Annotated in this window: 10 protein-coding genes and 1 tRNA gene; 3 read left to right on the plus strand and 8 right to left on the minus strand. The window is 54.9% G+C overall.

The features are described from left to right. Positions 1-38 precede the first annotated feature (38 nt). On the plus strand, positions 39-926 hold the full coding sequence (gene yghX / locus HC231_RS19795; protein ID WP_208228399.1) for a YghX family hydrolase: 888 nt from the start codon (positions 39-41) through the stop codon (positions 924-926). An 85-nt stretch (positions 927-1,011) separates the two neighbouring features. Here the strand turns inward: yghX and HC231_RS19800 are convergent, their stop codons facing one another. From HC231_RS19800 to HC231_RS19820, 5 genes are all read right to left on the minus strand, one after another. Further along, positions 1,012-3,186 (minus strand): TonB-dependent siderophore receptor, encoded by a 2,175-nt coding sequence (locus HC231_RS19800; protein WP_208228400.1) that lies wholly within the window; start codon positions 3,184-3,186, stop codon positions 1,012-1,014. Between the two features lie 295 nt (positions 3,187-3,481). Next, positions 3,482-4,435: a DMT family transporter gene (locus HC231_RS19805; RefSeq protein WP_208228401.1), complete on the minus strand. Its 954-nt coding sequence runs from the start codon at positions 4,433-4,435 to the stop codon at positions 3,482-3,484. Positions 4,436-4,629: 194 nt separating this feature from the next. Next, positions 4,630-4,953 carry a Dabb family protein gene (locus tag HC231_RS19810; protein ID WP_095834845.1) on the minus strand — a complete coding sequence of 108 codons (324 nt, stop codon included), beginning with the start codon at positions 4,951-4,953 and terminating at the stop codon, positions 4,630-4,632. Between the two features lie 80 nt (positions 4,954-5,033). Then, positions 5,034-6,218, minus strand: coding sequence for a winged helix-turn-helix domain-containing protein (locus tag HC231_RS19815; RefSeq protein WP_208228402.1), 1,185 nt, complete (start codon positions 6,216-6,218; stop codon positions 5,034-5,036). Positions 6,219-6,726: 508 nt separating this feature from the next. After that, entirely contained in the window at positions 6,727-7,710 is a 984-nt protein-coding gene (locus HC231_RS19820) for a helix-turn-helix transcriptional regulator (protein ID WP_208231443.1), read from the minus strand. Between the two features lie 205 nt (positions 7,711-7,915). Between HC231_RS19820 and HC231_RS19825 the strand changes: the two genes are divergently transcribed. Together HC231_RS19825 and HC231_RS19830 are read left to right on the plus strand one after the other, a co-directional pair. Then, positions 7,916-10,204, plus strand: coding sequence for a TonB-dependent siderophore receptor (locus tag HC231_RS19825; RefSeq protein ID WP_208231444.1), 2,289 nt, complete (start codon positions 7,916-7,918; stop codon positions 10,202-10,204). A gap of 97 nt (positions 10,205-10,301) precedes the next feature. Next, positions 10,302-11,156, plus strand: coding sequence for an alpha/beta hydrolase (locus HC231_RS19830; RefSeq protein WP_208228403.1), 855 nt, complete (start codon positions 10,302-10,304; stop codon positions 11,154-11,156). An 81-nt stretch (positions 11,157-11,237) separates the two neighbouring features. Here HC231_RS19830 and budC read toward each other — a convergent pair whose 3' ends face one another. The 3 genes from budC to HC231_RS19845 form a co-directional block, all read right to left on the minus strand. Further along, complete coding sequence (gene budC / locus HC231_RS19835) at positions 11,238-11,993, minus strand: meso-2,3-butanediol dehydrogenase (protein ID WP_208228404.1); 756 nt, start codon at positions 11,991-11,993, stop codon at positions 11,238-11,240. Between the two features lie 470 nt (positions 11,994-12,463). Continuing rightward, positions 12,464-12,537, minus strand: a tRNA-Gly gene (locus tag HC231_RS19840). Between the two features lie 82 nt (positions 12,538-12,619). After that, positions 12,620-13,306 carry a LysE family translocator gene (locus HC231_RS19845; protein ID WP_208228405.1) on the minus strand — a complete coding sequence of 229 codons (687 nt, stop codon included), beginning with the start codon at positions 13,304-13,306 and terminating at the stop codon, positions 12,620-12,622. Positions 13,307-13,308: the final 2 nt, after the last annotated feature.

Below are 13,308 nucleotides of genomic sequence, written 5' to 3' on the forward strand. Positions count from 1 at the left end.
CATTAACTTCCTATTAACTCAAGTGTGGAGGGTCGGTTATGGCACGTATGACCGCAAAAGATTTTTCGCCGGAATTGCTTGAGCTGTACGATTATTATGCGCATGGTAAGATCACCAAACGCGAATTCGTCTCCATGGCGGCAAAGTTTGCCATCGGCGGAATGACCGGCATGACGCTGTTAAGTTTGATGAGCCCCAATTACGCCCTGGCGCAACAGGTCGAATTCACCGATCCCTCCATCATCCCCGAATATATCGACTACCCCTCTCCTTCCGGGCATGGCGAAGTGCGCGGATATTTTGTGCGCCCAGCCGGGGCAACGGGCAAAGTTCCGGCGGTTGTGGTGGTGCATGAGAATCGCGGATTGAATCCCTATATAGAAGACGTGGCCCGCCGGGTGGCGAAAGCCGGTTTCATAGCTCTGGCGCCCGATGGGTTGAGTTCGGTAGGCGGTTATCCCGGTAATGACGATAAAGGACGCGAGCTGCAACAGCAGGTCGATCCCACCAAGCTGATGAATGACTTTTTCGCCGCGATCGACTTCCTGATGCGCCACCCGGCCACCACCGGCAAAGTGGGGATCACCGGTTTCTGTTACGGCGGCGGCGTATCAAATGCGGCGGCGGTCGCGTTTCCCGAACTGGCGGCGGCCGTCCCCTTCTATGGACGTCAGGCCAATCCGGAAGACGTACCCAAAATCAAGGCTCCGCTGCTGATCCACTACGCGGAATTGGATACCCGTATCAATGAAGGCTGGCCGGCCTATGAAGAAGCGCTGAAAGCGGCAGGCAAAACTTATGAAGCCCACATTTATCCGGGTGTGAATCATGGTTTCCATAATGATTCGACGCCGCGCTACGATAAAGCCGCCGCCGATTTGGCCTGGGCCCGCACCATCACCTGGTTCAACCGCTATCTGGCGTGATGTTCAATAAGGGCCGTTTTGCAGACGCGTTGCTATGATCGGCTATGCCCGGATAACTCCGGGCATAGGGATTACAACAACAAGATTAGAAGTTGTAGGTTACGCCAGCATAATAAGCCCTTCCTGGCTCGTTATAGGTCGATGCCCCTTCATTTTCGCGATAGACGCGCTTGTCGAGCAGGTTGCTGATGCCTGCATTGATGCGCACGTTTTTAATCACGTCATAGTTCAGCCCGACGCCCACCACGGAATAAGCGCCGACTTCATTGGTAGACAGGCTACCGTTCTCATTACGAATGTCCGGATACTGACGAGGTTTCTGACGACCGTACATGGTCCAGGCCGCATTGGCGGACAGCTTATCAGTCACCTGCCAGTCCAGCATGGTGTTGATGGTGTACTTGGGAATCACGGACAACGGATTACCCGTATCCTTAAACTTGGAGGTGATCATATAAGTGGCATTGGTGCGCCAATCCAGCGTATCACGCACCAGCGGCACCGTCAGATTCGCTTCCAGCCCTTGCACCAGCGCCTTGCCGCCGTTTTCCCAGCGCAGAATATTACCGCCGTCAGATGCTGTGCCGATAATATCCGTTCCGGCAACAATTTTATTCTTGTAATCGTTGCGGAAATAGGTGATGCCCGCATCGTAGCCGTTGTTGCTGAACGACAGACCGATTTCCTTATTGACGCTGACTTCCGGATCCAGATCGTCATTGCCAAGCAGATAACAGGCGCCGCTTGTGATACTTGATGGGCAGCCGTTACCATTGGTGCGCAGCAGATATCCCATGCTGGATTGATACAGGTTAGGCGCTTTAAATACCCGGGCAATGCCCGCCTTCAGCTTGAAGTATTCGCCGAGTTCCTGAGAGGCATTCAGACTGGGACTCCAGTTGGCGCCGAATTTGCTGTGATAATCGAAACGAAGCCCCGGAATAATATTGGTGCCGGGCGCGGCCTCGATATTATCCTCAAAATAGAGCGCGCTGAGTTCCGCGCTGTTTTTGGTGCTGCGGTTAGCCGGGTTGCCCGACACATCGCCAACGTCAACGGTTGGCTGACTGGTCGCGGTCATTGATGCCGGATCGTTAAGCTGCTCACGATTCCATTCCGCCCCCAGGGTGGCGGTCTGTTCAACCAGCAGGTGGAACGGAATATTCAACTCGCCGTTGGTCTTATAGTTTTCCAGCCGACTGGTGGCGTACTCGTTGCTGTTGATCATCCCCTCAACGCGTCCGGTTGAGCCTTCTTTCAGACGCGTATTATTAGTTTTCTCATAGTAGAACCCCAGACGCGACTGGCCCCAGTCCCAGATGCCGTTATGAGTAATGCCGTAATTCTGGCGGTACATACGGTTGGTTTCCTGACCGTACAGCGTCGGCACCAACGTGCTGAGGTTAGCGTTGCTGTACTGCGTATCGCCTGCGTAGATATTGCCCTGGCGGCTGTAGCCATATTCGAAATCCAGAACCTGCTGGGGATTGATTTTCCAGGAGAACAACGTGTTGATATCTTTATTGCGCACCCCTTCACGCCCGGCGGCGTAAGAGCCATTTTCTTGCGTGTTGATATCGTAGGCATCGGCGTCGGTCTTGTTGATATTGCCGTATAGACGCATAGTCAGCACATCGTCAATCAGCGGGCCGTTAAGGCTGAAGTTAGCGCGCTTGGTGGCGCCTTCCTTACTGTCTTCCGGCTGGTTGGTATAAAGAGAGAATGAACCGTGCCAGTCGTTAGTGGGACGTTTGGTAATAATATTGACTACGCCGCCGGCGGCACCGGAACCGTAGCGTGCGGCAGCCGGCCCACGCAGCACTTCAATACGATCCACCATTTCCACCGGCACCCAGTTAGTGTCGCCACGGGTGTCGCGCTCTCCGCGCCAGCTATAGCGAACGGCATTACGTGAGGTAACAGGCTTGCCGTCGATCAGAATCAGGGTATTTTCCGGCCCCATGCCGCGGATATCGATCTGGCGGTTATTGCCCCGGCTACCGGATGCGCTGTTGCCGGTCAGGTTGACGCCGGGCATCTTGCGGATAATATCCGACAGATCGTTAACCGGCGGCGCTTTTTCAATATCTTCTTTGGTGATAATGGAAACGCCGGGCTGCTGTTTTAGCGCTTCTTCCGCCGTTGCCTGAACAACCATAACGTCTTCTTGCGTCTCTTCCGCCGCGTAGGCATGGCTGCCCAAAATCCCTGCTAAAAGTACGGCCAATGGTCGTTTGATGTAATTACTTGTTACACTCATTAAATTCATCCCCATCAATGCACATAATTGCAAGAAAAGTTATGATAATAAGAATGATTATCATTGTATATATATCGACAAAAACCTCACATTTCCTCCATAACGTAAAGATTTGGTTAGGAAAAGATGATGGCGCGCACCGATGGGAAAACGATGAATAGAATTAATAAACAATAAGTTATATTAAAAAATAAATGGTTGAGATCGGCTTATATCGCAAACCTCAACCTGAAGATCATTTGGGATGGGATACCGCAGGAAGCGCGCTGAAAACATGTTCAGCAAGTTTAAATTGTTACCTTTTGGATTGAACTTTTACCTTTGGCGAGGCGTCGCTTTGCTCTTGTTTGCTCCTCATATTCGAGCAAATCAGGCCCGCAACGATAGCGGCAATACCGGCGGCATGATAGGCATGCAGCCGTTCTCCCAGGAACAATGCCGCCAACACCACGCCGAAAACCGGAATAAGGTGTATGGTCAAGCCCGCCCGAGCCGGCCCGAAACGACTAATAGCCTGGGTATACAGCAGATAGGCAATGACCGAAGGGAATATCCCGACATACAGCAAGGCAGAAAGCGACGCCACGCCCCAGGTCGCCCGCTGGCCGGAACTATACTCAGCGATATAGAACGGCAGCAGCATAACCAGCGCCAGCGCGATCTGTATCCCCATCAATCCTATCCGCTCAAGATCGCCCGGCAGTTGACGCAGCCATAACGTATAAAGCGCCCAGCAAACCATGGCCGCCAGCACGATTGCATCCCCAGGGACGAAAACCAGCGCCTGCCACTGCGACCAGTTTCCATGCATAACCAAAGTCAGAACACCGGCAAACGACAAAATCAACCCCACATACTGACTCATTCTCAGCCGCTGACGATAAAAACAGGCGCCCAACATGACGATCAACAGCGGGATCAGCGAGTTGAGCAACAGCGCATTGTTGGCCGTGGTGGTGCGCAACCCCAAATAGATAAGCGAATTGAACGCGGCCACCCCGACCACAGAGACTCTCAGCACTTGCCAACGGAGTTCCCAATAGCGCCGCCAGTCACGCCGCATCGCCCAGAATGAAAACGGCAGCAGACAGATCAGCGCGATCACCCAACGCCAGAAAGAGAGCGTCATCGGCGTTAGGTCATGGCGCACCGCTCTGCCGACAACAAAATTGCCGGCCCAAAACAGCGGCGGCAATATCAGCGTTAGCCAGGAAAACAAGGGAAGTGACCAAGCGGAAGAACGCGCCATCGTAACAGTGTCTCCGATAGGGTGAATCAAGATACCTATTGTCCGACCTCAATCTCAGAGGAACAATAGCCGCAATGGCTATCTGGCAAGCGCCATAAGTATTTCGATCAAAAGATTAAATAAACCAACCACAGGCAAAAACAGGAAACGGGTAAGCCTCTTTTCAGCGCCGACACTTGTCCCCCGCCAAACCACTACCCTTGCACGCGGCTATTATCCGACAGCACCGGGTAATCCAGCACAATGATATCGCTTAGCACCGGCCGGAAAATGGCTTTCAGTTCATCGTGCTTTGGATGCGGTAAATAGCGCTGGCGCGCCTGTTCGTCGCGAAATGTCATCATCACGCAGTGGGTAAAACCGGCATTTTTCCCTTCCGGACTATCGTTATACCCCCACTCAACCGCCTGCACGCCCTCAATATTTTCGGGCATTTGCAGAAATGCCGTTTTCACCTGCTCGATTTCCGCGGCGGAGGCTTGCGCGGTAAAAGTTATCAATAAAATGTGGCGTATCATTCAGAACTCCAATAGCTATTTTTTCTGTTTTCAGTAAGTAAAACAAGATGGATTGCCTGAGTAAACCCAGCCACTCCACCTCATAAAGGCACGGTAATGGTCTCGATCGGCGCGATTGCCAGGCTCGGCAACCCGAGCCATAACGCCATCAGGCGCAGCTCCTCCTTCAGCCGTTCAAGCGTGCACGGCGGCGCGCCCGGTTCGAGGTGCGCGCTCTGGACGATCAGCACGCCCGCTTTGCGATCCGCCTTTAAATCCACCCGCGCGACAAGCGCGCCATCCAGCAGAAAAGGCAGAACGTAGTAACCATGTTCACGCTTATGAGCGGGCGTGTAGATTTCGAGCCGGTAGCGAAATCCGAATAATCTTTCCGTTCGCGGGCGATGCCAGATGAGCGGATCAAACGGCGACAGCAGCGCCGCGCCTTCGAGCTTACGCCCGGCGCGCGCGTCCTTATGCAGATAAGCCTGTTGCCGCCAGCCGCGCACGCGCACCGGGATAATGATGCCCTCCTCCACCAAATATTCGATCGGCAGTCGCGCGTCCGCGGCGGGAATGCGGTAGTAGTCGCGCAGATCGTCCGCAGTCGCGATCCCCAGCGCCTGAGCCGAACGCGCAAGAAGCATTCGTCGCGCGTCAACGCCGGAGGGCGTAGGCAGATCCAGAATCGATCGAGGCAGCGCGCGTTCGGGCAGATCATACACCCGCTCGAAGTTACCCCTACGGTGTGTCGCGACAACCAGCCCCGACCAAAACAACCATTCAAGCGCGTGCTTGGCGTCGCTCCATACCCACATTCCTTTGGATGCGCGGCGGCCCGCCACGTCAGAGGCAGCCAGCGGTCCCTCGGCTTTTATGCGATCGAGCAAGGCGTCAGCCTCGGGCCGCTTCTCACCGGCATAGGCTACGAGCGGGCGCCAAACGTCCTTACCGCGCCGCGCGCGAGCCATACGCCAACGCAGAAGAGGTTGGCAGTCGATAGGCAACAGCGACGCTTCGTGTCCCCAATATTCGAAAAAGCGCTTAGGTCTGGCCGCGACCAGCGCATCGAGGGCGGCTGGTTCGTATGACCCCAGACGCGAGAAAAGCGGGAGATATTGAGCGCGAATGAGAACATTCACGCTGTCGATTTGCAGCAGGCCAAGCCGATCGATCGACTTGCGCAATTGCGCGGCGCTGCGATTCCCTTCGCGTGATAAGGCGTTAAAGCCCTGGGCCGTAAGCGCGATGCGACGCGCTTCGGACACGGAGAGTTCCGGCTTCATGGCTTCAATCCCGATACTGTGTCGATGAATACCGGCACGACAGCCAACGCCATCTCCGGTTGCTCCAAATGCCAACCGCGATAGCTCCCGCTCGCGATAGCCGCTTGCCAATCTCCGTTCCGCGCATGGAACGGAATTGCCCGAATAGCCGAATCATCTGCCCGCGCATGAGTTATTTTTTCTCCCTAGCCGCTCTCTACCGGCGCTTAGCGCCTAACGTTCGCGCGTCTCTGACGCCGCCTTACGTAAGGGTAGACGTTCGATCCCCCTTTGGGCTATTTGTTAAAATAGCAAACATTTATCCTCTACGAACGAATATTCTTTGACGCCGCCGTTTCATCGATGGCCCCGGCGAACGGCGCCGCGATTCAGCATGTTCAAACCGGGAATAAGAGGATTTATCATGCGACCGACCGGGAAGCGACGCTCACAAACTCGCCGCGGCCATATCGACCGCGCGTTCAGCGAATGGGAAAGCGGAGCAAGTGATCTGATGCGACGATCGCGATTAGAAGCGCGCCTTCAACTGTCTTGGGGTAACGCCGAAGACGCGGCGCAGCGCCGTGGAAAAATTCGCCGGGCTGTTATAACCCGCCATGCTTGCCGCCTGAGCAATGCCGATGCCTTCTTTTTGCAGCGCCAGCATGGCGCGCTGTAACCGGCAGTTACGCAGATATTCAAACACCGTGACGTTAAATGCCTGACGAAAATGCCGTTGCAGCGTACTTTCACTCATGTTGACGCTTTTAGCGATCTCGCCGATCGAAAGCTGGTCGGCGCTGCCGCTTTCCAGCATGTCCCGCACCTGCTGGATGCGGTGATATCCGCGCAGCGTGACGCCGCTGTTCTTTTCCTGTTCGCTGCCGGCGGTTAACGAACTGAAAGCCTCGATAATCAGCATCATACACTGCGTTTCGAGATACAGGCGCTGTAGCGGCGTATGGCAGGTTCCCGTATTCAATATCTGCCAGGCAATGGCCAGCGCCTGCCGCGAAGGCGTCCATAAGTGCGTGGCGAGATGGGTTTGCGTAAAGTCATAAATAGCCTGCCAGTCGCTGACGCTATCCAGCAGATTGCCGTACAGCCATTCACGGCTGAAGGTCAGGATAATGGCTCGTTCATATTCATCTTGTTTGCCGATATGGGTAGAAAGCGTGGGTTCCGTCAGGGAAACCAGGAATGAGGGTTGACGCTCTCCCAAATGTATTTGCCGTTCGCCATAGGCGACATGCGCCGCGCCTTTCACCACGACGGCCAACTTTATCACATCGTTTGGTACGGCCTGCGTTTTCATATTGTGCAGGTTAATCACGTCCACGATGTGCAGGTTCAGATGCGGGTTCAACTGGACGACGCTGAAACTGCCGAACAGCGCGGGCGTATCGTCAATCCCTCTTGGGCCGAAAAACCGATAGTTATTTGATATCAGCCCAGACTGCTGAACGATATGATTCTTATAGATGAATGTTGACAACGGACCATGGTTTCGCATCATTCCCCCGCTCATTATCTGATCATCCCTCGCTATTTTGATTTTTGTACAAAGCAAGTTGCTGTTTGCACAAACCCCGCACCCGTAAACAAATGTAACAATGACCACATCAAATTGGTAATGCAAATGCTTCTCAATAGCAATTTTTTATTGATGGTTCCAACCGCCATCTTCCAGGACATTCGTATGCGGGGCGATTTTAATGATGAGACTACCACCACGACACTACCCGGCGACGCTTATCGGGTTAGGCTGTCTGACAACCGCTTTTCTGGCATATGCCGCCACCGAGCAGAGCTCGCAGGATACCACCGGCGATTCCGCCGATACGATAGTGGTGACCGCCGCGGAACAAACCCGCCAGGCGCCGGGAGTATCGGTGATTACCCAGGAAGATATCAGCAAACGGCCGCCGGCCAACGATCTGTCCGAGCTGATCCGCACCATGCCGGGGGTAAACCTGATGGGCAACTCCACCAGCGGACAGCGCGGCAATAACCGCCAGATCGATATCCGCGGCATGGGGCCGGAGAACACCCTGATTCTGGTGGACGGCAAGCAGGTCACTTCGCGCAACGCCGTTCGTTATGGCTGGCGCGGCGAGCGCGATACCCGCGGCGACACCAACTGGGTGCCGGCCGATATGGTGGAGCGCATCGAAGTGTTGCGCGGCCCGGCGGCGGCACGCTACGGCAATGGCGCGGCCGGCGGAGTGGTGAATATCATCACCAAGCAGCCGTCGCAGGAGTGGCACGGCAGTTGGAACGCCTATTTCAATGTTCCGGTACATAAGTCGGAAGGGGCCACCAAGCGTACCGATTTCAGCCTGTCGGGCGGCCTGACCGATAACCTGATCCTGCGCCTGTACGGCAATCTCAACAAAACGCAGGCGGATGCCAGGGATATCAATAAGGCGTACATGTCGGAGCGGCAGGCGGGCTACGCCGACTCCGTGCCAGCCGGCCGCGAAGGCGTGCGCAACAAAGATCTTAATGCGTTGCTGCGCTGGGATATCGCCAGACGGCAATCGCTGGAGTTTGAGGCCGGCGTCAGCCGCCAGGGCAATATCTATGCCGGCGACGTGCAGAACGCCGGTTACTACACCGATAGCGTTTACGCCGGCTATGTCACCAGCAACTACGGCAAGGAAACCAACCGCATATACCGGCAGAACTTTGCCGTGACGCATCGCGGCTACTGGGACAGCGGCGTTAGCGCCATGTCATATCTGCAATATGAACGTACCCATAATACCCGCATTACGGAAGGGCTGGCCGGCGGCACCGAAGGGCTTTTCTCCTCCTCAAGCGCCTTCGCCACCATCAAGCTCGATACCCTGACCGGCCACAGCGAGGTAACGCTCCCGTTCAAGGCGTATTTCAACCAGACCGCCACGCTCGGCATAGAAGCATCGGATCAGCGCATGAAGGATCCGATCTCCACCTCCTATGATATTTCGTCCATTGGCGCGATTGAGGGCTATGACAGCAATAACCGCGACAGCAATATCGACGCCCATACCTTCTCACTGTTCGCCGAGGACAACGTCGAACTGACCCCCAGTACCATGCTGACCCCGGCGCTGCGCTTCGATTACCACTCGATGGCGGCCGGTAACTGGAGTCCGGGGATCAACCTGTCGCAGGGACTGGGCGACGATTTCACGCTGAAAATGGGCATCGCCGCCGCATACAAGGCGCCCAACCTCTACCAGCTCAACCCCAACTATCTGCTCGCCAGCAATGGAGGGGGTTGCTATCTGGTTAACGGCTACAGCACCCCATGCTATTTGCTGGGTAACGAGGATCTAAAGGCGGAGAACAGCATCAATAAAGAGATCGGCATCGAGTTTAGGCGCAACGGCTATCAGGCCGGCATCACCTACTTCCGCAACGACTACCGCAACAAGATCGAGGCCGGTACGACGCCGGTAGGCAGCACCAGCAGCGGACACTATATCTACCGCTGGGAAAATATTCCGCGCGCGGTGGTGGAAGGGCTGGAAGGCACGGTGAATATTCCGCTGTCGGAAACCGTCCAGTGGAACAACAACCTCACCTGGATGCTGCGTTCGAAAAACAAAACCACCGGGGATTACCTCTCCATTACCCCGCAATTTACGCTGAACTCGTCGCTGAGCTGGCAGGCGAGCGAGGATCTGTCTTTCCTGGCCGACCTAACCTGGTTCGGCCGTCAGAAACCGAAGAAGTATAACTATCACGGTATCGCGTCCTCGGGTGACGAACTGAACGAACTCAGCCCGTACGCTCTCGTCGGACTGAGTTCCACCTATCGGTTCAACAAGCATCTCAGCGTGACCGGCGGGGTGAAGAACCTATTCGATAAGCGACAGTTCCGCCGCGGCAACGCCTCGGCCGGGTGCAGAGTAGCCGGCGATGGCAGTTGCAGCGCCGTTCTCATCGGCGCCGCCGGCGCCGCCACCTATAACGAACCGGGCAGAACCTTCTTTATGTCGCTGAATACTAGCTTCTAAGCGGCGATAATCAGCCGGCGCGAGTGCGAGGATACGATCCCCGCCGGTTTTTAACGGTTTTACATAATAAACAATAGCGTTCGATGCAGGAGGCGGTGTGTATCAGCTACGTAATACCCGCGATGAGCTATTTGATTCGACAGCGTGCGGACGTTACCGCATTCTGACATTTTGCCCCGCCGGAACCGCGCCGACGCCGGGCTGGCCGATTATCTATCTGCTAGACGGCGAGCGCTATTTCCCGGCGGCAACGGCGTTGATGACGGCGCTGGCCGTCCCGCGCTGCGGCATGGCGCCGGGGGTCATCGTGGCGATTGACTACGACGGCCCAACCCGCCGCGAACGCGACTACCGCCCTGCGGTTGTTGAACAGAAACGGGAAATCAATCCCCAGGACGGTGACTATCCTGCCGGTATGGCGGGCAATGCCGCCGAATTTCGTCATTTTCTGCAAGCTGAATTAAAGCCGTTCATCGCCGCCGCTTACCCAGTCGATCATCGGCGTGAAGCATTGTTCGGCCACTCCTACGGCGGCCTGTTCACCGTCGATACCTTGTTCGCCCAGCCCGAAGGCTTCCGGCATTATTATGCATCCAGCCCGTCGGTGTGGTGGAATGACCGCTATATCGTCCGCCAGGCCAAGGCGTTCGTTTCACGTCTGGCGGCGTGGAAACCGGCCACACCGGTACGACTCGCGCTATCGGTAGGCGAATATGAACAGTCTCTGGATCGCTGGGAACTGGGCCTGCCTGACGAACAGCGTGTTGCGCTGCGTCAACATCGTAACCAGCGCCGGATGGTGGACGGGATCCGCGAGTTGGCGTGGACGCTGCAAGAGCGATCGCCGAATCTACTCGTCACGCTGTCCGTCTATCCCGGCCAGTCGCACCCGTCGGTGCCGCTGCTCGCGTTACAACATGCGCTGCGTACTCATTTTGCCGCGCCCGGTTGATGCCTGCATGAAAGTGTCAACCTATATCTATCGTAGGACTAGTCAAATGAAATACATGATGTATTGCATTACGCCACAGTATTAAACGATTCTTGGCTGACCGTCCGATGCAGTTGCCCCGCCATCCACCGGCACGTTGGCGCCGGTGATAAAGCTGGCGTCGTCGCTGGCCAAGAATGCCATAACTGCGGCGATTTCTTCAGGTTCTGCCGCGCGGCCCAACGAGATACGATCGTTGAATTTATCGTGGACCTCTTGCGGCCAGCCGGTGGTCATGTTGGTTTTCACCAGGCTTGGGCACACCGAGTTTACACGCACGCCGTCTGCGCCGTGATCCAACGCCATGGCGCGGGTCAGGTTAACCACTGCGCCTTTCGCCGCACAGTAATAGGCTGCGCCCCAGTCACCGCCCAAGCCGGAAACTGATGCAGTATTCACGATACAGCCTTTAGTTTTCAGCAAATGCGGCAGCGCGAATTTGGAGCAGAAGACAACGCCGTCGATATCCACACCGGCGATGCGACGCCAATCTTCAACGCTGGTTTCCAGCACGCTACCGGCAACATGCACACCGGCATTGTTAAGCAATACATCGATACGGCCGAATTTTTCTGCCACTTCATTCATCATTTTTTCAACGGCGACGTGATCGGAAACGTCGATGTGTACCGCATGCGCTTTACCTTTCGGCAGCGATGCTGCAACGGCGTCTACCGCATCCTTTGCCCAGTCCGCCAGCACGACAATAGCGCCTTCGGCAGAGAAACGGCGTGCAGCGGTTTCTCCCATGCCGTTGCCCGCACCGGTAATCAAGACGACTTTATTATCAAAACGCATAGAACTCCCTCATAAATATAAGTATTTCTTAATAAATCACACAAATACAAAACTAGAGAGGATAGTCATCATCGCTAGAAACGCCAGACAAAACGTGCTGAATTTAATATTAATTAAGTAGTTACGTCCACAAGGCAATCAACAAACGCAGATTGGCATTATAGATTGCGGGGGGCACTCAACTGGAAAATAGTTGCAGATTTCTTATGTAAAATCCTTGAATACAGCGGTCAATCCGATGGTTTCTCCAGGGACTTGGCGCGGCATATTTCAAGGTCTGTAAGCGGCATGCGTATAGTTTCCGGTATGTATAGCTGCCCAATGTGTATAGAAATGAGTATGTATAACAACATTCAATTCAATGCCTGATTTGGGTAGAGGCGAGTTAATACGCAGAGGCCAACAACAACCTGTAATTATTAATTTTACTGGTTTTTATTGAGTTCAGGAGATATGCAGAGAAGAGAACTTGGAGCGAGTGAAGGGAATCGAACCCTCGTATAGAGCTTGGGAAGCTCTCGTTCTACCATTGAACTACACTCGCGGGGAAAGCGCGCTTGGCATTATAGCGCTATCCTGTTGCCGGGCAAGCAAAAAACCCGGCAAGCTGCTTAGCTTTTGACCGTTCACGCATTTAATGACAGCGGAACCAGCAGAGTGTGATAGCCATGATAAATCACATGTCCGGCGAAATAGGCAAACATCAGGGCTGAAATCAGGCTGCAATAGAAAGTGATGCGCTCTTGTAGCAAACGCTGACCGTACTTCACCAGCACGGTCAAAAACAATGTCCACAGTACGCCACCTGAAAAGAATCCCAGCAAAAACAGGCTGATCGACAGATTTGAACCATCGGTAGACTGCGCAATGATGGTGCCGCCAATGGCCGCGAACCACAGCAGTGATGTGGGTGAAGCCAGCGCCATGCCCGCGCCGCTGAAAAAATCCCTGTGGCCGGATGGGGTAATCCGCCCGGCTTGTTCTCTGGCTTTGGCGAACGGTAGCGGCTCGAAGCGCCTAATCTGATAATCACGCCACGCCATACGCGCCATGTTAAACGCCATCCATATCAGAACCAGCCCGCCGCCAATCCACAGCACCCAGCGCACCGGCGTGTAGTTAAAAATAGCCGATATCCCCAACACTGACAGCGAGGCATAGAATAGATCGCCAAAGCAGGAACCCAGCCCGATAAAGAAAGCGGAACGCGCCCCGTGACGAATACCACGGTTGATAATCGCGGTATTGACGATGCCCAGATCGAGGCACAATGACAGAGACAACAATACCCCGTTGAAGATAACTAACAGCATAC

The organism is Brenneria izadpanahii (genome assembly GCF_017569925.1).
Classification (GTDB): domain Bacteria; phylum Pseudomonadota; class Gammaproteobacteria; order Enterobacterales; family Enterobacteriaceae; genus Brenneria; species Brenneria izadpanahii.

Coding starts and splice junctions, on each gene's coding strand:
- yghX (WP_208228399.1), top strand. CDS start 39: ATGGCACGTATGACCGCAAAAGATTTTTCGCCGGAATTGCTTGAGCTG.
- HC231_RS19800 (WP_208228400.1), bottom strand. CDS start 3,186: ATGAGTGTAACAAGTAATTACATCAAACGACCATTGGCCGTACTTTTA.
- HC231_RS19805 (WP_208228401.1), bottom strand. CDS start 4,435: ATGGCGCGTTCTTCCGCTTGGTCACTTCCCTTGTTTTCCTGGCTAACG.
- HC231_RS19810 (WP_095834845.1), bottom strand. CDS start 4,953: ATGATACGCCACATTTTATTGATAACTTTTACCGCGCAAGCCTCCGCC.
- HC231_RS19815 (WP_208228402.1), bottom strand. CDS start 6,218: ATGAAGCCGGAACTCTCCGTGTCCGAAGCGCGTCGCATCGCGCTTACG.
- HC231_RS19820 (WP_208231443.1), bottom strand. CDS start 7,710: ATGCGAAACCATGGTCCGTTGTCAACATTCATCTATAAGAATCATATC.
- HC231_RS19825 (WP_208231444.1), top strand. CDS start 7,916: ATGAGACTACCACCACGACACTACCCGGCGACGCTTATCGGGTTAGGC.
- budC (WP_208228404.1), bottom strand. CDS start 11,993: ATGCGTTTTGATAATAAAGTCGTCTTGATTACCGGTGCGGGCAACGGC.
- HC231_RS19845 (WP_208228405.1), bottom strand. CDS start 13,306: ATGCTGTTAGTTATCTTCAACGGGGTATTGTTGTCTCTGTCATTGTGC.